Raw genomic sequence first — 20,712 nt, forward strand, 5'->3', positions numbered from 1 at the left:
TAGGAGATTTAAGAAATGATGAAATTAGCATTATTAACCACACTGTTTTTAACCACCACATTAGCATCTACTCCTGTTTTTGCTCAAGAAGATGCTAATAATCAAATTCGCTTTATCTGTTCTACAAGTCGTTACTCCGAAAATGGAAAGTCTGTTCCTACCACTTTTCTTTGGACACCAAATTTCCAAAAAGCAATGGTAACTTGGACATCTGTATTAGGAGGAGTTAAACCACAACAACGTTGTAAAACAGTTTCTCAGAACTTCCAAACAGCTTTTAATAACGGCAGTCTTAATTACGTTACCAATGCTTTTCAAAACGGTAATAAAGTAATTTGTTCTGTGAGTTCAATAGATGGTGATGGTGGTTGTGATACTGTATTATTTACATTGCGACCTCAGGACAAGTCTCAAAATGTTCTCAGACACTTAAACAAACTCTGGTTTGGTAGTGCTACGACCGGACCTCTTATCCAATATTCTGGAGAACGGAAATTTTACCTTGATATTCGCCAATTCCTGAATACACCACCAGCAAATAAAATGCAATAATCAATAACCGTAGGGTGCGTTAGGTGCAAACCGTAACGCACCATAACCTATAACAATGCTTAAAAATCGTGCGTTACGCTGTCGCTAACACACCCTACAAATGAAATTTTTTATCCAAATAATACTGATAAACCAAAATGAAACGCCTATTCTTGACCCTCATCTGCACAACCGCTTTATTAACTATTCCTCAACAATTATTACTAATTTCTGCTACTCAAGTTACCGCACAAGAAACTACAAAAAAAGTATTAAGTTCAGCACAATTACAAGATTTAGCCAAATCTATCACCGTAAAAGTATTAACTAAAAATGGCAGTGCTTCAGGAACTTTAATTGCCAAAAATGGTAATAATTACACTATTTTAACTAATGATCATGTGATTAATCGAGGTGAATCTTATCGCATCCAAGCACCAGATGTAAAAATATATCCTGCTAATGTGATTAAAGAAAAACCAGCATCTTTAAAAAATCAAGATGTAGCTTTATTCCAGTTTCAATCAACAGTAGAATATACCATAGCTACCTTAGGGACTTCCGCACCTATAGCAGTAAATCAAAAAATTGTCGCAGCTGGATTTGTGAGTGATAGTGCTAAATTAGTTTTCACAGAAGGACAAATTTCTCTATTACCAGATAAAAGTTTTCAAAGAGGTTATCGCATTGGTTATAATAACAAAATTCAACCGGGAATGAGTGGCGGACCAATATTAAATTATCAAGGTGAAGTTATTGGCATTAATGCCGTTCATGCCTATCCTATTTCTGATAAAATATATACTTATATTGACAATAGTAAACCCAGCGCAGCCGAACGTCAGCAAATGCGTCAATATAGTTGGGGTTTACCGATTTATAGTGTTGCTAAGATAGTCCCGGAATTTGTGGCTAAATCACCTAGAAAGATTGATAATTCCGGTTTGAGAGCAAAAAAAGGTTTAATCCAAAATATTGATCAAATTGCCCAAGAAATTACGGTGTTAATTCCTAATGTTAACTCCACAGATATGGGTTCTGGGGTAATTATTGCCCAGCAAGGTAATATTTATTATGTGTTGACTGCAGATCATGTTATCTGGAATCGTGATGAAAAAAAATTAAAAAATAAGTTAGAAATAGTCGCACCAGATAATCAAAGATATGCTATAAATGTCAGCAATGCGAAAAGAATGCCTGGAGTTGATTTAGCCGTTGTTCAATTTACCAGTAATCAAAAATATCGAGTTGCAACTTTAGCAAATTATAGTTTAAATACTAAAGGTCAAAAAGTGTTTGTTTCTGGTTTTCCTGGTAATAAACAACAAAATAAAAACAAACCTCATCGGATTTTGACGGCGGGAATTTTGAGCCAACAGCAAGTCATTAAGTTAAATACTTATCTAAGTTTCAATAATCAAAGTTCTCTGATACCCGTGCAAATACAAACTGTTTTAAGTGATGGTTATGATCTACTTTATAGTAATATTACTAAAGGCGGAATGAGTGGTGGTGCAGTTTTAGATACCCAAGGAAGATTGATTGGTATTCATGGCAGAGTGGAAGGTGAAATATCACTCGATTTTGATGGTGAAATCAATTTAGGTAGTAGTTCTGGTATTCCCATTAGAACATTTTTAAATTTAGTTGAACAGGTAGGAATAGATTCAGATTTAAAAGTCGAAACTACTGCACCAGCTACACTAAAAAAATCGGAAGAGGATGTAATTAGTGAATATTTATTACCATTGGATGAAGTTCCTAAAAATAGTGATGATGAAATATCATGGCTAAATTACGCTAATCAACTATGGCGTTCTCAAAAATATGCAGAAGCAATAAAAGCTGTTAATAAAGCGATTAGCAAAAAACCGGATTTTTATCAAGCTTGGTATTTCAAGGGGGTGATATTTTTTAGTGAAAAAAAAGATACAGAAGCTATTACTGCTTTTGATAAAGCTCTTAAAATTAATCCCGACTTTGCTCAAGCTTGGAAATTGCGGGGTAGAGTGCTTGGGTTATTAGATAAACATCCCGAAGCCTTGACATCTTTTGATAAAGCCATTGCTCTGAGTCCTAATCAATTTGATCTTTACTATTGGCGAGGTTTATCCCTTGCTATATTAAAGCGTTTTCCTGAATCAATTGAGGCATACAATCAAGCCATTAAATTTTATCCCGACTTTCAACACAGTTATCTTTCACGTGGTTGGTCCTATGTGAATTTACAAAAATATCAACAAGCCATAGATGATTTTACTCAGGTCATTCAACTTGACCCTAAAAATGCCGACTATTACCACTCAAGGGGTCTTGCTTACAGTTTGTTAAATAAGCGTCAACAGGCAATTGATGATTGGACTCAGGCCATTCAACTTGACCCTAAAAATGCTCAATATTACAGCCACAGGGGTTATGCTTACTCTGAATTAAAGAAGTATCAACAAGCCATAACTGATTTTACTAAAGCCATTCAGCTTGACCCTAAAAATGCTCAATATTACAACGCCAGAGGTTTGGTGTACGGAAGTTTAGAAGACTACAAAAAAGCCATAGAAGATATAACAGAAGCTATTCGTCTTGACCCTAAAGATTTTTCATACTATGCATCTAGGGGTATTGCTTACTCAGGGTTAAAAGACTACAAACAAGCTATATCTGATTTAACAGAAGCTATTCGTCTTGACCCTAAAAATGGACCATACACTGTAGGAGGTCGCAGATACTCTGAATTTAAAGATAATGAAATCTTTATTAGCTCTTACAATACACGTATTAGTATTGTATATAAAGCTAGAGGTGATGAGCACCGGAATTTAAAAAACTACAAACAGGCAATTAATGATTACACTCAAGCCATTAAAATTGACCCTAAAAATCCAACATACTATCGTGATAGGGGTCTTACTTACTTTCAATTAAAAGACTACAAACAAGCGATTAATGATTACACTCAAGCCATTAAAATTGACGATAAAAATGCAATATACTATGTCGGTCGTGGTCTTGCTTACTTTCAATTAAAGGACTACAAACAGGCAATTAATGATTACTCTCAAGCTATTAAAATTGACGATAAAAATGCAATATATTACAATGCGAGGGGTCTTACTTACCTTGAATTAAAGGACTATAAACAGGCAATTGATGATTTAACTCAAGCTATTAAACTTGACACTAAAAATGCTATTTACTATAATCTTAGGGGTTTTGCATATTTTCAATTGAAAGACTACAAACAAGCAATTAATGATTATACTCAGGCCATTCAACTTGATCCTAAAAATGCAGGATACTATGGTGATAGGGGTCTTACTTACTTTCAATTAAAAGACTACAAACAAGCGATTAATGATTACACTCAAGCCATTAAATTAAAACCCGACTTTACCGAAGCCTACTATGTTCGGGGTATTGCTCACTATTTCTTAAAAGACTACAAACAAGCGATTAATGATTTCACTCAAGCCATTAAATTAAAACCAGACTATCCCGAAGCTTACACGAACTTAGGTATAGTTTCCTATGAAATGGGAGAAGTAGAAACAGCAATTAATCATTGGCGAAATGCGATCAAAATCAATAGCAATTTTGCAGAAGCACATTTAGCATTAGGTGTAGCCTTGTATGAGAAAGGTGATCAAGAAGCCGGTTTGAAATCGGCAGAAATGGCATTAAAATTAGATAAACGTTATGGAAAGATAGAGTTTCTCAAAGAAAATGGTTGGGGTGAAAAGTTGATAAAAAATAGTCAGGAGTTTTTGAAAAATCCCAGAATTAAAGTTTTGATTTAGGGGATCTTTTCCATATATATCGGTTACTGTACCTCATAAATCGCAAATCTGCTGTAATTCGGGCATACTTTCACTCATTCTTTATAACCGCCAATATTTGTAGGTTGGGTTGAGGAACGAAAGCCAACATCACCCACCAACATATTACAGGGGTTTCCACTCTAGGTAGATCTTAAGCCCCCTCCTCGCTTGCGGGGAGGGGGTTGGGGGTGGGGTTCTTGTACCTTATAACATCGGGAAGTGCTGTATAATTAATGTCGGGTTGTGTTTCGCTGTATAATTAATGTTGGGTTTCCTTGCGTCAACCCAACCTACGGAGTAAAATCAAGTTTATAAAACACAACTTTATTCACAGGATATTTATAGTATGGAATATCGCCGCGCCAAAGTGGCAGGAGGAACATACTTTTTTACAGTGGTGACAGAGAAAAGACAAAAAATATTATGTTTACCAAAAAATGTTTCTTTATTAAGAGATGCTTTTGGTTATGTAATGCAGAAACATCCATTTATTATAGATGCTACTGTTATTTTACCTGATCATCTCCACTGTATTTGGACATTACCAGAAAATGATCATGATTTTTCTACCCGTTGGCGTTTAATTAAAAGTTATTTTAGTCATAAATGTGAAACTATTTCACCAGAAAATATATCTTTATCTAGAAAAAAGAAGAAACAACGGACTATCTGGCAATATCGTTTTTGGGAACATTTAATTAGAGATGAAATAGATTTTCAATATCACGTTGAATATATTCATTATAATCCCGTGAAACATGGTTTGGTAACAGCACCAAAGGATTGGGAATATTCCAGTTTTCATCGCGCTGTGCGTCAAGGTATGTATGACATGATGTGGGGTGCGGGTGAGGAAATTATTTTTGATGATGATATTGGCAACGAGTAGGTTGGGTTGTAGCAAGATCCCGAAGGGTATGAAATGAAACCCAACATTAAATTTAAAATACCAATGGGTGATGTTGGGTTTCGTTCCTCAACCCAACCTACATTTGCCATTTGCGGACGCTTAGTAGTATAATGTGAACATGGGTTTTAATCCATAACTATATCTCTTTTGCAAAAATCACTTCGATTTCAGTATGAAAGTAGTATCTATTATTAACTATAAGGGTGGCGTTGGTAAAACCACTATCACCGCTAATCTAGGAACAGAATTAGCCTGTAGAGGGTATCGAGTGTTATTAATTGATGCTGATCCTCAGTGCAGTTTAACCTTCTCTTTTTTAAAGTTGAATGAACTGGGTTGGCTTGATGAAAAAGAACTGACTTTAAAAACATTTTTTACGCCATTTGTCAAGGGCATCTCTAATTATAAATCATTGAGTGATTTGAGAGTTGATCCAAGTCCAATTAATGAAAAAATACAACAATATAGTGAACAAGGTTCATTACATTTAATTCCTTCTGACTTATCATTGATTGATATTGATATGAAACTTGCTGGCAGGTTAGCAGGAGGATATGGCAGACTTGAACAAGCAGAACAATATATAACAATTTTTAGTTCAATTTGCCAAGGATTAGAGACATTAACATCAAGCTATGACTTTGTTTTAATAGACTGTCCTCCCAATTTTAATATTGTAACTCAAACATCTATAGCAGCAAGTAATTATATTGTAATACCTGCAAGACCTGATCATCTTTCTACGTTAGGAATTTCGTATTTAACCCAAAGTATTCATGATTTTAAAGATGACTATAACTTTTATGCAAAACAAGCTAATACCTCATCCATTGATCCGAAGATTCTTAAGATACTATTTACAATGGTTAAGGTGAGTAAAGGTAAACAACCAATTAAAGATCATCAAAGGTATATAGACGATATCGAAAAAAATCACAAATTAAACAAATTTGATACTTTCATTAGAGAATATCAAAGTTTGTTTTCAACTGCTTCAGAAGATAGGATTCCAGTTATTTTAAATTCATCTGCACCTCCACATCTTATTCAAGAGATAAAGGAATTTGTAGATGAGTTTGAGTATTTATTAAGTGAATTTAGATAATTTTTCAAAATTACCATATAAGCAGTATGAATCAATATTCAGTTAACAACGATGATATAGATGATATACCTAAAGAAGTAATTGATATAGTTAGGAGACAATGGCTAAATTTTAATGATCAGCAAAAGAAAGATATTTTAGAAGGGAAAGCACAACTAAGGGTGAATTGTCATTATCCCAAGCATATTATTGTCGAAAAGTTAGAAAAGACATCTCGCAAAACCATTAATAAAAATCAGCAGTCTGAGAATTTAGACCATACTCAACTTGCAGAAAAATTAGATAAGTTAAATTCTATGGAGGAAGGAATAGAGTTTTTGAAATCTCATTTTTCTACAAAAAAATCTCTGGAGTCTTTTGCAAAATTCTTGAAAATATCAACACAAAAACAAACCTCACAAGAACTAAGAGAACGTATTGTTTCTGCAACAATAGGTTATAGGTCTCAAATAGAGTTTATACAGAAAAGAAGAAGACCAAAACTAGAGGATTAATTTTTACATGAAAATGAAAAATTTACTCAAGTAGTTAAATTTTATATTTTTATTGATCTGGAATGGTATTTTCTTCTTCATATTGAGCTATTGCTTGTTCAATTATTTCATTACTCACATCTGTCAGATCAGATTTAGAATAAATTGTAGTGAGTATAATTCCTTGAGCATTTTTTAGATAATAAATCACCCTATATCCTCCACTTTTTCCTTTTTGAATGTTACTGTTTTTAACACGAACTTTGAAAACTTGATATTTAATTCCCGCAATTCTATCTCCAGGAATTTCACCTGCTTGTAGTTGATCAATTAAAGGTTGAATATCACTACGAATGGAACGATAGCGTTTAGCTAGTTCTCGCAAATCTCTTTGAAAACGAGGAGTAAGAGCAATTTCAATTAGTAGTGATTCATTATTCTGCATCTATTCCTTCCCACATTTGTGAAAGAGGTATAGTTTGTCCACTTAATGCTTCTTTTATTCCCTGATGAATACCTTCAATGACAATTTCTGTGGGTGTTTCTTCAAATGAATTTTTCTCCAATTGGAAAATAGATTTTTGAATAAGTTGCACTGCATAAGTTTCCACAGAAAGACCTTGTTGTTGTGCTTCCTGTATTAAATACTGTTCTAATTCTGGTGGTAAGCTGAGGGTTAGTGTCATAAGTCTATTGTGGGTGACTTTATATATTGTAAACCTGCAAAAACAAAAAATTAACCCCAAAATACCAATAAGCGTTGTTGGGTTTTCTCAACCCAACCGACGACTTATAATTGATCGGATAACCTGCACACCTACATTTAGGCATGAACCTGTGACCGAAACTGGAAAATACAAAGATACCGTCAACTTACCCAAGACTAACTTCGATATGCGGGCAAACGCCATTAAGCGTGAACCGGAAATCCAAAAATTCTGGGCAGAAAACAACATTTATTCTCAACTGGCTGAAAACAACCCCGGCGAATTATTTATACTGCACGATGGTCCTCCCTATGCTAACGGTCAATTACATATTGGTCATGCTTTAAATAAGATTCTCAAAGATATTATTAACCGCTACCAATTGCTAAAAGGTCGTAAGATTCGTTACGTTCCTGGCTGGGATTGTCACGGGTTGCCCATTGAGTTAAAAGTTCTGCAAAATATGAAACAGGCAGAACGCCAAAATCTCACTCCTTTGCAATTGCGTCAAAAAGCGAAACAGTTCGCACTAAAAACCGTAGATGAGCAACGAGAAAGTTTTAAACGCTATGGGATTTGGGGTGATTGGGAAAATCCTTATTTAACTCTACAGCCAGAATACGAAGCCGCGCAAATTGGCGTTTTTGGGGAAATGTTCCTCAAAGGTTATATTTATCGCGGTCTCAAGCCTGTACACTGGAGTCCTAGTTCTAAAACCGCTTTAGCAGAAGCTGAGTTAGAATATCCTGAAGGTCACGTTTCTCGCAGCATTTACGCCGCTTTTCCGGTGGTGAAGGTTACGGAAAAATTAAAATCAGTTTTAGAGCCGTTCCTGCCTGATTTGGGCGTGGCTGTGTGGACTACTACCCCCTGGACTATCCCCGGTAATTTGGCTGTGGCTGTAAATGGTGCGTTGGAGTATGCGGTTGTGGAGGTCTCACGCAGAGGCGCAGAGGCGCAGAGAGAGTGCAAGTATCTGATTGTTGCGGCTGATTTGGTAGCAGATTTAGCTACTAAGTTGAATATGCAGTTAACGGTAAAAGCCAAATTTGTCGGCAAGGATTTGGAAGGTACTATTTACCGTCATCCTCTTTTTGACCGTGAAAGTCCGGTTGTGGTTGGTGGTGATTATATCACTACTGAGTCCGGGACAGGGTTGGTACATACTGCTCCTGGTCATGGTCAAGAGGATTACATTGTTGGTCAGCGTTACGGTTTGCCGATTCTTGCCCCTGTTGATGATAGTGGTAATTTTACGGATGAAGCTGGTAAGTTTTCTGGCTTGAATGTTTTGGGCGAAGGCAATCAAGCGATTATTGACGCTTTGCATGAGGTTGGTTCTCTGTTGAAGGAGGAAGCATATCCTCACAAGTATCCTTATGACTGGAGAACGAAAAAACCGACGATTTTCCGCGCTACTGAACAATGGTTTGCTTCTGTGTCAGGATTTAGGGATGAGGCTTTAACGGCTATTTCCTCGGTACGCTGGATTCCTCCCCAAGGTGAAAACCGCATTACGCCGATGATAGCAGAAAGATCGGATTGGTGTATTTCTCGTCAACGTTCTTGGGGTGTGCCGATTCCGGTGTTTTATGATGAAGCAACTGGGGAAATTTTGCTGAATGCGGACACGATTAATCATGTTCAAGCTATCATCGCTGCCAGGGGTTCTGATGCTTGGTGGGAGTTGTCTGTGGAGGAGTTATTACCGGAAATATACCGCAACAATGGCAAGACTTACCGCCGGGGTACAGATACAATGGATGTCTGGTTTGATTCTGGTTCTTCTTGGGCGGCGGTAGCGAAGCAAAGACGGGAGTTGTGTTATCCTGTGGATATGTATTTGGAAGGTTCTGACCAACATCGCGGTTGGTTTCAATCTTCTTTGTTGACTAGTGTGGCGGTTAATGGTATTGCACCTTATAAAACTGTTTTAACTCATGGTTTCGTCTTGGATGAACATGGACGGAAAATGAGTAAGTCTGTGGGAAATGTGGTAGACCCTCAATTAATGATTTTGGGTGGAAAAGACCAGAAAAAAGAACCCGCTTATGGCGCTGATGTTTTGCGGTTGTGGGTTTCTTCGGTAGATTATTCTGGTGATGTCCGTTTGGGTGGTAATATCATCAAGCAATTAGCTGATGTAAGGAATAAAATCCGCAATACGGCACGGTTTTTATTGGGTAGTTTGCATGATTTTGATCCTCAGAAGGATGCTGTAGCCTTTGATGATTTACCAGATTTGGATAAATATATGCTGCATCGCATTCGTGAGGTGTTTAATGAGGTGACGGAAGCTTTTGATAGTTTCCAGTTTTTCCGATTTTTCCAAACTGTGCAGAATTTCTGTGTTGTAGATTTGTCAAATTTCTATTTAGACATTGCGAAAGATAGATTATATATCAGTTCTGCTGATGCTTTCCGTCGTCGTAGTTGTCAAACAGTTCTGCAAATTGCTTTGGAAAATTTAGCTAAAGCGATCGCTCCCGTTTTGTGTCATACTGCGGAGGATATCTGGCAATTTATCCCCTATAAAACGACTCATAAATCAGTTTTTCAAGCTGGTTGGATTAAGGTGAATGATGAATGGGATAATCCTGAATTAGCGGAATTTTGGAAAACATTGCGACGCATTCGCAGTGATGTTAATAAGGTATTGGAACAAGCGCGGGTAGAAAAGTTAATTGGTTCTTCTTTAGAAGCTATTGCTTTGATTTATTTCAGTGATGAAAAATTACGCGCTGCTATTGAACCTTTGAATGTTAGCGGTAATGGAATTGATGAATTACGATATTTATTCCTCACTTCTGAAGTGCAATTATTAGATACACCTGACACATTAAAAGGATTAAAAACTTTGCGAGTTCAAGGTGAGGATAATTGGGATATTGGGGTAGTCAATGCCGCAGAACAAGAGCATAATGGTAAATTATATCAGAAATGCGATCGCTGTTGGAATTATTCGCCCCATGTTGGTGAATCAGCAGAACATCCTTTACTCTGTGAACGGTGTATTCCTGCTTTAGCTGGAGAGTTTTAGAACCATAATATCTCCGACTTCTACTAAAAAGAAGTCGGGGATCTGAATCATCTTACCATTTTTAATGATCATGAACACACAATTATCTGTAGATTTAGAAATATTACCAATGGTATTACAAATGCTACCAAATATGATCATGACAGATGATCAGTTTTTTGATTTCTGTCAGTTAAATCGTCATTTTAGAATCGAACGTAATCAAATTGGAGATTTATTCATTATGTCTCCTACAGATTCAGAAACAGGTCAACGCAATTTTAATTTAATTGGTGAATTAGGTATTTGGACAAAACAAGATGGTACAGGAGTAGGATTTGGTTCTAGTGGTGGTTTTACCCTACCTAATGGTGCAGTCCGTTCTCCCGACGCAGCATGGATAAAACGCACAAAATGGGAAATAATACCCGCAGAGAAAAGAAAGAAATTCGCGCCTATTTGTCCTGAATTTGTAGTAGAATTGCGTTCAGAAAATGATAATTTATCTACATTAAAAGAAAAAATGCAAGAATATATAGACAATGGCACACAATTAGCTTGGTTAATTGATAGAAAACAACGCAAAGTATTTATTTATCGGCCTAATTGTGGAGTTGAAGAATTAGATAATCCGCAAACATTAACTGGTGAGGATATTTTGCCGGGATTTGTGTTAGATTTAAGTGAGATTTGGTGATAAATAAATTCAATAAATTAAATAAAAGTATGAATTTGTCTCACCCAGAGCCGCAGAGATAACATAGTAGGATGAATTTATACTTAGGTCACTTTGTAAAAATAAATTTTATTCAGCTTTATTCAGCAAACCCTATATATATTACATATTATTTCGCCATATTATTCTCAAGTCGAATTATAGTCTAGAATGCAAATATATCAGCAACATCCTCAAAGATATACATTTAAATTCGGTTCTGAATTAAATAATATTAGCTATGGAAGGAATATCAGAAATGCTGGAAATTAAACGCAATCAAGAAAATAGCCAAACTATCCCAGAAGCTTTAGTATTACCCTTTAATTCCGTGGGAATTGCAGATATTCCCTTGGTAGGTGGTAAAAACGCCTCTTTGGGGGAAATGATTCAACAATTAAATTCCAAAGGGGTGAAAGTTCCCAATGGTTTTGCGACTACTGCTGGTGCTTATAGATATTTTATAACTGCGGCTGGTTTAGAGGTAAAATTAAGGAAGATTTTTGCACATTTGGATGTCGAAGATATGGATAATCTGCGGGAATGTGGAAAAAAAGCCAGATCATTGATGTTAGAAACTCCATTTCCGCTAGAATTACAAGAAGCGATCGCTAATTCCTATCAAAGTTTATGTGCAGAATATGGTATTAATACTGATGTAGCTGTGCGTTCTAGTGCCACAGCCGAAGACTTACCAGATGCGAGTTTTGCAGGACAACAAGAAACTTACCTAAATGTTCATGGACTGCAAGGAGTATTAGAATCTTGTCATAAATGTTTTGCTTCTATTTTTACAGATAGGGCGATTTCCTACCGACAAATTAAAGGTTTTGATCATTTTGAAGTGGCTTTATCTGTCGGTGTCCAAAAAATGGTACGTTCTGATTTAGCATCTTCTGGAGTAATGTTCTCTATTGATACGGAAACAGGTTTTCAAGATGCAGCTTTAATCACTGCTGCTTATGGTTTGGGTGAAACCATTGTTCAAGGCGCTGTTAATCCCGATGAATATTTAGTATTTAAACCCACTTTAAAACAAGGATATAAGCCCATTCTCCAAAAGCGTTTGGGAACAAAAGAAATTAAAATGATTTATGATCTAGGTGGATCAAAATTAACTAAAAATGTTCGTGTTCCTGAAATTGAACGTCATCAATTTGCTCTCAATGATCAAGAAATATTACAATTAGCTGACTGGGCTTGTATCATTGAAAATCATTATTCCCAAATTCGGGGAATAACCACACCAATGGATATTGAATGGGCAAAAGATGGGGTAACTGGTGAATTATTTATCGTCCAAGCTAGACCAGAAACAGTTCAATCTCAAAAATCAAAAACCGTTCTCAAAACTTATCAACTCCAAGAAAAAAGTCAAGTTTTATTAACAGGTCGTAGCGTGGGCGAAATGATCGGTCAAGGTAAAGCTAGAATCATACTTGATGTCCATCAAATTAACCTTTTCCAAGCCGGAGAAGTGCTAGTTACCAACCGCACAGACCCAGACTGGGAACCAATCATGAAAAAGGCCAGCGCTATTGTCACTAACTCTGGAGGAAGAACCTGTCATGCAGCAATTATTGCTAGAGAAATGGGCATTCCTGCTATCGTTGGTTGCGGAAATGGAACTACAATTTTAGAAACTGGACAAGAGATTACTGTTAGTTGTGCAGAAGGGGAAACAGGTCAAGTTTATGCGGGTTTATTAAAGTTTGAAATTCAAGAATTACCATTAGATAATTTACCCCGTACCCGTACTAAAATTATGATGAATGTAGGTAATCCTGAAGAAGCCCTGGGTTTGACAGCAATTCCTAATGATGGTGTTGGTTTAGCAAGAATGGAATTTATTATTGCTAACCATATTAAAGCCCACCCTTTAGCATTATTACATTTTGACAAATTAGAAGACGAACTTGCCAAATATAAAATTAGCGAATTAACGGCACAATATGAAAACAAAGCCGAATTTTTTATTACTAAATTAGCCCAAGGTATCGGCACAATTGCGGCAGCATTTTATCCTAAACCTGTAATTGTCAGATTGTCTGATTTCAAAAGTAATGAATATGCCAATCTTTTAGGAGGTAGACAATTTGAACCTAAAGAAGAAAATCCGATGATTGGTTGGCGTGGTGCTTCTCGTTATTATGATCCTCGTTATCGTCAAGGTTTTGCATTAGAATGTCAAGCCATGAAACGGGTAAGAAATGAAATGGGTTTAACCAATATGATTTTGATGGTTCCCTTTTGTCGTACTCCCGAAGAAGGAAAACAGGTATTAGCAGAAATGGCAAAAAATGGCTTAGTTAAAGGTGAAAATGGCTTAGAAGTTTACGTCATGTGCGAATTACCCAGTAACGTTTTATTAGCTGATGAATTTAGCCAAGTATTTGATGGTTTCTCTATTGGTTCTAATGACTTAACCCAATTAACATTAGGATTAGATCGAGATTCTGAATTAGTTGCACATTTATTTGATGAACGCAATGAAGCTGTAAAAAGAACAATAGCAAAAGCCATAACTACAGTTAAACAAAATGGCCGCAAAATCGGTATTTGTGGACAAGCACCCAGTGATTATCCAGAATTTGCTCGTTTCCTCGTTGCACAAGGTATAGATTCTATTAGTCTAAATCCTGATTCTGTGATCAAAACAATGTTAGAAATTGCCAAAGCAGAAAAAGGGGAATAGGTAATGGGGAATAGGTAATGGGTAATGGGTAATAGGTAACAGTTTTACAACTAACAACTTACCACTGACAACTAACCAATATGCAAACAACAAATCTAGATTTAGACTTATCTAATCCCTGTATTTTGCTTACCACATTACAGGAACTTCGTCAATCTATTAGTGAAGAAGGAACAGAAATATTTCAACAATGGAAAAAGCAAATTCACCGTCAATCTTTCATTAAAAGTAGTCTCAATCTGGCCTATTATCTAGCACTGAGAAGACACGATTTACGAGAACTACAAGCGGCCTTAATGCCCTGGGGTTTATCATCTTTAGGGAGGATAGAGGCTAAGGTTTTACCGACTTTAGATGCTGTCATTGCCACCTTACAGGCAGTTTGTCGCCCAGAACAAGACTCAACAATTATACATCCTCCTTTGGAATTATTTTTTGAGGGCGATCGCTTGCTGCAACAAAATACTGAAGATTTATTTGGTAACACGATAGATAAGCGTCGCGTCCGAATTATGGTGACGTTACCAAATGAAGCCGCGACTAATTATCAATTTCTGGAAAATATAATTCGTCAAGGCACAAACTGTGTTAGGATAAATTGCGCTCATGATACATCTATTGAATGGTTAGCAATGATTAATCATGTCAAACAAGCAGAATTAGAATTGGGATCTGTCTGTAAAATTCTCATGGACTTGAGTGGTCCCAAAGCCCGAATTAAATCTGCCCTTACCCCCAGCCCTAAACAGCGGATATTTAAAGGTGAATCTCTCCTCCTAGCCCAGGATTTACCAACTGCAATTAATTCTCAATATTTTCAAGTCAGTTGTACAATTCCAGAGGTATTAAAAGAACTCAAAATTGGCACAATAGTTTGGATCGATGATGGACGTATTGGCGCTTATGTAGAGTCAATTACACCCCAGGGCGTATGGTTAAAAATCACCCATGCTAGGCTTAAAGGTGAAAAGATCTTACCAGAAAAAGGCATCAATTTTCCTGACACTGATTTGCATTTGAGTTCCCTGACGGCAAAAGATAAGCAGGATTTAGACTTTATTACTAGTCATGCTGATCAAGTTGATATTATCGGCTATTCCTATGTACAAACTGCTGAAGATATTCAGCTTTTACAACAGGAATTAACAGCCAGATTACCAGAAAATTCTCCCATACCTGCCATAGTTGCTAAAATAGAAACACCCCTAGCCGTTAGCAGTCTTCCAGAATTAATTATTCAAGCCGCAGGTAAACAACCCTTTGGAATTATGATTGCTAGGGGAGATTTAGCTATTGAGATTGGTTATCAACGTCTAGCGGAAATTCAAGAGGAAATATTATGGTTATGCGAAGCTGCCCATATACCCGTAATTTGGGCAACCCAAGTATTAGAAAATCTCGTCAAACATGGAATGCCTTCACGGGCAGAAATTACCGATGCGGCCATGTCGGAACGAGCAGAATGTGTCATGCTGAATAAAGGTGCTTATATTGTTGAAGCTGTGGGTATTTTAGATGATGTCCTCACCAGAATGCAAGCCCACCAAGTTAAGAAAACACCCCAGTTAAGAGCTTTACATTCTTGGTAATTGGTATGAAAAAAATTCAACATCAATCTTCCTTTCCGCGGATGTCTTCACAAAACTATGTATAGTAATTATGAATGCTCACTATGGGAAATATTTATAAAATTAAAACTTTATATATCAAGTTTTCAGGTTACAATCTAAGGAGGAAGTTTATAATCGAATTATATCTCTATTACCAAATTGTACCAGATTTTACCTAATGTTTTGATAGAAATAAATCTTTTAATTCTCCAAAATTAAAGTATTCCTATCAAATTGATTAGCTACTAATTATTAGGCTTTTACAGGTATGAAATTAGTCACAACATCATCTACCCATAATATCAAACCAATGGATTTATTAAATAATGGTTTTAACCAGCCCTTTATTAACTTACCTAGTTTAAGTCAAATCATTGATTATTCTCCTTTAACTATTAGTTCTGATAGTTGTGTTATGGATGCGATTAACTTAATAAATCAATCACCAAATTATCAAGTTAATAACCCACTTAAAAAAGCAAAGGACTATGTTCTAGTATTAAATCAAAACGAGTTGCAAGGAATATTTACAATCAAAGATATATTGAAAGTAATTACCTTAAATATCAACCTATCAGAGGTAAAAATAGCTGAAGTGATGACTCAGCCTCTAATTACTTTAAAGGCATCATCATCTGAGCATATTTTAACAGTATTCACCCTTTTAGAGCAGTATTGTATTCAGCATTTACCAATAGTAGATAACGCAGGAAAATTAATAGGTATCATCACAGAGAAGAGCTTATTACAAGCCTTAAATATAGAAGAAATAGTTAGTATAATGCAAGCATTAAGGGAGAATTTTGCAGAATCAACCACAGAACACAACCCAGTTAATCAAAAACTAGAAGTAATTCGTGGGCAAATTTCTCATGCTTTGCAAGCGTCGGGAGAAAAACAAATTCCTTGTAATCCAAAAATTAATGAAGAACTTCAAGAAACCTTAGAAGAATTGCAAATTGCGGAAGAGGAACTGCGTCAACAAAATGAACAACTGATCCTTTCTCGGGAAATTACCGAAGCAGAAAGACTGCGTTATCAAAATTTATTTGAATTTGCACCTAATGGTTATTTTGTAACTGATCATTTAGGTGTTATTCAAGAAGCTAATCAAGCTGCATCATTCTTATTATCTGTCCCTCAAAAGGCACTTATTGGTAAGCCATTAGTGGTGTATATTGCTGAAAAATACCGTTTTGATTTTGTATCCAGGTTAAGGAAATTGCAGAATTTACAGGAATGGGAAATGTATTTACGTCCTCGTCAAGGTTTACCCTTTCCTGGCAAAGTCAGAGTTAATCCTCTGTATGATAATCTAAATAAAAGCACTCGTTTTCTTTGGTCAATATCTGATGTTAGTGAACAGCACGCTGCACTGCATGAACGGGAAAAATTAGAAGCTGCACTACGTCAAAATAGTGACCTTTTAGAAATCAAAGTAGCGGAACGTACGGCAGAATTAATAACCGCTAATGAGCGATTACAACAGGAAATTATTGAACGGGAAAATATTCAACAGTCATTAAAAGAAAGCGAAGAACGACTTAGTTTAGCAATGGCAGCGGGGAATACAGCGATATGGGATTGGCATATCCAAAAGAATGAGGTTTTTTGGTCTCCAAATATGGGTTTAATGTGTGGTCTATCTGGTCATGCTTTGTCTCCTATAGACGCAGAATTTCTCAATTTAATATACAGTGAAGATCGTGAGCATTTTCGTCATTGTGTGCATGAGACTTTTGAGAAAGGAGTTGATTTGTCCTGTGAATATCGGGTGATATCTAGTAATAGTAGTCTCAGGTGGTTGGGTACTAGGGCTAAACTCCACTATGATGAAAATGGTCAGCCGCTACGAATGATTGCCACAACTAGAGACATTACCGACCGCAAGGAAACAGAACGGAAAATATCGGAACAAGCTGCTCTTTTAGATATTGCTACTGATGCAATTTTAGTGCGAAACTTAAAATCTCAAATCATCTTTTGGAATCAGGGAGCAGAAAGGATGTATGGTTGGCAAAGTCAGGAAGTTTTAGTGAGAAATACCAAGGATATTTTCTATAACTCCAATGATAATCAACAAGAGATAGCAGCCCTGGAAACTATATTTAACTCTGGAAGTTGGGAGGGTGAATTATACAAAAAAACAAAATTAGGGGAGGAAATTATTGTTCAAAGTCGCTGGACATTAATGTTAGATACTGATGGCCACCCTAAATCTATTCTGACGGTAGATACTGATATTACAGAAAAGAAACGACTGCAACAGCAGTATTTCCGCGCTCAGAGATTGGAAAGTATAGGTATTTTAGCTGGTGGTATTGCTCACGATATCAATAATATCTTAACTCCGATTTTAGGATCTGCTCAATTACTTAAAACTAGATTTCCTCAAGAAAATAATCGTGTTTTACAAATGCTGACAATCATTGAAAATAATGCCAAACAAGGAGCGGCTTTAGTCAAACAACTGTTATCCTTTGCTAAAGGAGTTGAAGGTAAATATACGATTTTACAAGTTAATGATTTGATTAAGGATACTATACAGTTTGCCAAACAAACAGTTTCCAAATCTATCAAATTTTCTACCCATCTTTCTCCCAAACTATTTCCAGTTTATGGGGATAAAACCCAACTGCATCAAGTAGTAATGAACTTAGTCGTTAATGCTGCTGATGCTATGCCCAATGGTGGACATCTATCTATTTCTGCGGAAAATTTATATATTGATCAGGAGATCCAGCAAATAAATTGTCATGCTAAAGTTGGGAATTATATTGTTATTACTGTTAGGGATACGGGTATAGGAATGTCACCGGAAATAGTAGAAAGAATATTTGAGCCATTTTTTACTACTAAAGACTTTGGTAAAGGAACAGGATTAGGACTATCAACAGTGCAAGGAATTATTAAAAGTCACAAGGGCTTTATTAATGTTGATAGTAAAGTTGGAAAAGGCAGCAAATTTCAGGTATTTTTACCATCAATAAACCAGGAAATTTCACTGTTAAAATCCGATGATCATAAAATGTATCAGGGACGGGGAGAGGTGATTTTATTGGTAGATGATGAAGCGCAAATTATCGAAGTTACAAAAACCATTTTAGAAAGCTACAATTATCAAATTATCACTGCTAGAAATGGCAAAGAAGCTATTGATGTTTATATCCAAAATCAGGACAAAATCAAACTAGTATTAATGGATATAATGATGCCAGAAATGGATGGAAATACTGCTATTTACAAATTAAAAAAAATTAATCCCCAAGTGCAAATAATTGCTTGTAGTGGGCGCAATATAGAACCAGATAATGAAGCTCAAGTTGCCGCGATTTTATTAAAACCCTATACCAATCAAGAATTACTAGAAAAATTAAATTTTGTCCTCTGTCTGTAGTCAGGGCTTTAGCCTTGATCAGTGTTACACGGTTTTGAATACAGGACTAAAGTCCTGACTACGGTTTTGAATACAGCAGTAAAGTCGTGATTGAATGAATATTTGAATGAATATTTGAATATTTTGGACAGATTTTTGAGATTACAGAACTTATGCTCATACAATTGACTGATTTCTGAGACTTTTACCCTTTTCTGGCAAATCTATGACACCTCAAGAATTTTTAGAAAATTTGGCAACAGCAGCAACAGACACCGAAAAACTGATAGTTTTTGCACAATACCTTGATACAACCGCGCTAGACAATGCCACAACCCCAAGGTGGAGAAGTATTGGTTACAGTAACGAAATTCAAATGGCACTTAAAAATGTGGCTTTTCATTTAGAAGCACTTGCGGAAGCCGGAAAATAACATTTTTGATAAAAATCTTGTGGTGTGGGCATCTTGCCCGCTCAAGAGTTACAGATATTAATGACAAAAATCTTGTGGTGTGGGCATCTTGCCCGCTCAAGTTGATATTGTTATTGAGAGATTAAATTAGACTACTTAGACTTCTTCACCAATATAAATGCCTAAACATTGAGCGGTTTGGATTAAATCACCGTGGGGATCAACAAGGGAGGGATTATGATTGATAACATCTTCAATGGGGAAAGTGACAACTTTTCCATTTTGCCAAGCTAACATTTTGTCGTACTGTTCTTGAGCAATTAAATCAACCGCAACTTTACCGAACATAGTAGCTGTGAGTCTGTCCAAAGCTGAGGGAATACCACCGCGCTGAATATGTCCTAAGACGGAAACTCTAGTATTAATTAAATAATTACTACAATTAGCGATTTTTTCGGCAATGTACTGACCTTTACCACATTTATCAATCATACAACTAGAGGCACTATTTGTATCTTCCGCAGAAACTGATACACCTTCAGCTACGACAATAATAGCAAATTTCCTGTACCAGCGATCGCTTTGGCTATCACAACCATGGCGTAATTCCCCCAAGTGATTGCATATACCCTGAATACTATAGGGAACTTCAGGAATTAAAATCACATCAGCACCGCCGGCAATTCCTGAGTATAATGCTAAATGTCCGGCTGTTCGTCCCATAACTTCGATAATCATTACTCGGTCATGACTAGCAGCAGTGAATGTAAGCCGATTAATAGCATCAACAATAGTATTAACTGCGGTATCAAAGCCAATGGAACGTTCTGTCAAAGCGACATCATTGTCAATAGTTTTAGGAATAGCGACTAAATGCCAATTACCTAAAACTGCTAATTGGTGAATAATATTTAAACTACCATCTCCACCAATAGCAATTAAAGCATCTAAAGCGATCGCTTCATAACCTGATAATATTTCATCAGCATGGGCTAAGGTATCCCCTTGATTAATAGTACCTAAGATTGTTCCCCCCATGTTCAGCAGCGGGTCAATACCGTGCAAATTCCAACTGTGGATACCTAAAGGGACGGTTTTCCGCTCTAGCAGTCCTTGAGTCGCGTAGGGAATACCCACTACTTCCCAATCATAAGTTTGTATTGCGTGACTGACAACAGCGCGAATCACACAATTTAACCCAGGACAGTCACCACCACTAGTAAGAATACCAATACGTTTTTTCATTATTTGTTAGTTTTTACCTATTACCTATTACCTTATGACTTACGCAAGATTCATGGAATAACGAACCACAGAGGCACAGAGGTCACGGAGAAATGAGGA

At 36.3% G+C, this 20,712-nt stretch carries 14 protein-coding genes; 11 read left to right on the forward strand and 3 right to left on the reverse strand.

The genetic code is table 11. The features are described from left to right. Positions 1-15: 15 nt before the first annotated feature. From ACIR131C_RS23890 to ACIR131C_RS0109610, 5 genes are all read left to right on the forward strand, one after another. A complete protein-coding gene (locus ACIR131C_RS23890; RefSeq protein WP_051289648.1) occupies positions 16-552 on the forward strand; it encodes a COP23 domain-containing protein in 537 nt (178 codons plus the stop codon). Positions 553-689: 137 nt separating this feature from the next. After that, positions 690-4,325, forward strand: coding sequence for a serine protease (locus ACIR131C_RS0109595; protein WP_028090017.1), 3,636 nt, complete (start codon positions 690-692; stop codon positions 4,323-4,325). A gap of 367 nt (positions 4,326-4,692) precedes the next feature. After that, entirely contained in the window at positions 4,693-5,235 is a 543-nt protein-coding gene (locus ACIR131C_RS0109600) for an REP-associated tyrosine transposase (RefSeq protein WP_028090018.1), read from the forward strand. Positions 5,236-5,428: 193 nt separating this feature from the next. Beyond that, a complete protein-coding gene (locus tag ACIR131C_RS0109605) occupies positions 5,429-6,361 on the forward strand; it encodes a ParA family protein (RefSeq protein WP_028090019.1) in 933 nt (310 codons plus the stop codon). 26 nt (positions 6,362-6,387) lie between these two features. Further along, complete coding sequence (locus tag ACIR131C_RS0109610) at positions 6,388-6,855, forward strand: hypothetical protein (RefSeq protein WP_028090020.1); 468 nt, start codon at positions 6,388-6,390, stop codon at positions 6,853-6,855. Positions 6,856-6,904: 49 nt separating this feature from the next. Here ACIR131C_RS0109610 and ACIR131C_RS0109615 read toward each other — a convergent pair whose 3' ends face one another. After that, positions 6,905-7,279, reverse strand: a complete 375-nt coding sequence (locus ACIR131C_RS0109615; protein ID WP_028090021.1) for a type II toxin-antitoxin system RelE family toxin — start codon at positions 7,277-7,279, stop codon at positions 6,905-6,907. Further along, positions 7,269-7,520, reverse strand: coding sequence for a hypothetical protein (locus ACIR131C_RS0109620; protein ID WP_028090022.1), 252 nt, complete (start codon positions 7,518-7,520; stop codon positions 7,269-7,271). The genes ACIR131C_RS0109615 and ACIR131C_RS0109620 overlap by 11 nt, the downstream gene beginning before the upstream one ends. 151 nt (positions 7,521-7,671) lie before the next feature. Between ACIR131C_RS0109620 and ileS the strand changes: the two genes are divergently transcribed. The 6 genes from ileS to ACIR131C_RS0109650 all read left to right on the forward strand — a co-directional run bounded on the left by ileS (position 7,672) and on the right by ACIR131C_RS0109650 (position 19,389). Continuing rightward, positions 7,672-10,581, forward strand: a complete 2,910-nt coding sequence (gene ileS, locus ACIR131C_RS0109625) for an isoleucine--tRNA ligase (RefSeq protein ID WP_028090023.1) — start codon at positions 7,672-7,674, stop codon at positions 10,579-10,581. Between the two features lie 70 nt (positions 10,582-10,651). Then, on the forward strand, positions 10,652-11,257 hold the full coding sequence (locus ACIR131C_RS0109630; protein WP_028090024.1) for a Uma2 family endonuclease: 606 nt from the start codon (positions 10,652-10,654) through the stop codon (positions 11,255-11,257). A gap of 277 nt (positions 11,258-11,534) precedes the next feature. Continuing rightward, positions 11,535-13,970 carry a phosphoenolpyruvate synthase gene (gene ppsA, locus ACIR131C_RS0109635; RefSeq protein WP_028090025.1) on the forward strand — a complete coding sequence of 812 codons (2,436 nt, stop codon included), beginning with the start codon at positions 11,535-11,537 and terminating at the stop codon, positions 13,968-13,970. An 80-nt stretch (positions 13,971-14,050) separates the two neighbouring features. Further along, a complete protein-coding gene (locus ACIR131C_RS0109640; protein WP_028090026.1) occupies positions 14,051-15,559 on the forward strand; it encodes a pyruvate kinase in 1,509 nt (502 codons plus the stop codon). 289 nt (positions 15,560-15,848) lie between these two features. Beyond that, positions 15,849-18,977 carry a PAS domain S-box protein gene (locus tag ACIR131C_RS0109645; protein ID WP_231395433.1) on the forward strand — a complete coding sequence of 1,043 codons (3,129 nt, stop codon included), beginning with the start codon at positions 15,849-15,851 and terminating at the stop codon, positions 18,975-18,977. Between the two features lie 205 nt (positions 18,978-19,182). Beyond that, complete coding sequence (locus ACIR131C_RS0109650; RefSeq protein ID WP_028084306.1) at positions 19,183-19,389, forward strand: hypothetical protein; 207 nt, start codon at positions 19,183-19,185, stop codon at positions 19,387-19,389. A 135-nt stretch (positions 19,390-19,524) separates the two neighbouring features. On the opposite strand, the gene ACIR131C_RS0109655 is transcribed toward ACIR131C_RS0109650, so the two are convergent. Beyond that, positions 19,525-20,613: an ATP-dependent 6-phosphofructokinase gene (locus ACIR131C_RS0109655; RefSeq protein WP_028090028.1), complete on the reverse strand. Its 1,089-nt coding sequence runs from the start codon at positions 20,611-20,613 to the stop codon at positions 19,525-19,527. Positions 20,614-20,712 lie beyond the last annotated feature (99 nt).

The organism is Dolichospermum circinale AWQC131C (assembly GCF_000426905.1).
GTDB classification, from domain to species: Bacteria; Cyanobacteriota; Cyanobacteriia; order Cyanobacteriales; family Nostocaceae; genus Dolichospermum; species Dolichospermum circinale.

Bases quoted from the DNA above. Each gene is read 5' to 3' on its own strand.
- ACIR131C_RS23890 (WP_051289648.1), top strand. From the start codon at position 16: ATGATGAAATTAGCATTATTAACCACACTGTTTTTAACCACCACATTA.
- ACIR131C_RS0109595 (WP_028090017.1), top strand. From the start codon at position 690: ATGAAACGCCTATTCTTGACCCTCATCTGCACAACCGCTTTATTAACT.
- ACIR131C_RS0109600 (WP_028090018.1), top strand. From the start codon at position 4,693: ATGGAATATCGCCGCGCCAAAGTGGCAGGAGGAACATACTTTTTTACA.
- ACIR131C_RS0109605 (WP_028090019.1), top strand. From the start codon at position 5,429: ATGAAAGTAGTATCTATTATTAACTATAAGGGTGGCGTTGGTAAAACC.
- ACIR131C_RS0109610 (WP_028090020.1), top strand. From the start codon at position 6,388: ATGAATCAATATTCAGTTAACAACGATGATATAGATGATATACCTAAA.
- ACIR131C_RS0109615 (WP_028090021.1), bottom strand. From the start codon at position 7,279: ATGCAGAATAATGAATCACTACTAATTGAAATTGCTCTTACTCCTCGT.
- ACIR131C_RS0109620 (WP_028090022.1), bottom strand. From the start codon at position 7,520: ATGACACTAACCCTCAGCTTACCACCAGAATTAGAACAGTATTTAATA.
- ACIR131C_RS0109630 (WP_028090024.1), top strand. From the start codon at position 10,652: ATGAACACACAATTATCTGTAGATTTAGAAATATTACCAATGGTATTA.
- ppsA (WP_028090025.1), top strand. From the start codon at position 11,535: ATGCTGGAAATTAAACGCAATCAAGAAAATAGCCAAACTATCCCAGAA.
- ACIR131C_RS0109640 (WP_028090026.1), top strand. From the start codon at position 14,051: ATGCAAACAACAAATCTAGATTTAGACTTATCTAATCCCTGTATTTTG.
- ACIR131C_RS0109645 (WP_231395433.1), top strand. From the start codon at position 15,849: ATGAAATTAGTCACAACATCATCTACCCATAATATCAAACCAATGGAT.
- ACIR131C_RS0109650 (WP_028084306.1), top strand. From the start codon at position 19,183: ATGACACCTCAAGAATTTTTAGAAAATTTGGCAACAGCAGCAACAGAC.
- ACIR131C_RS0109655 (WP_028090028.1), bottom strand. From the start codon at position 20,613: ATGAAAAAACGTATTGGTATTCTTACTAGTGGTGGTGACTGTCCTGGG.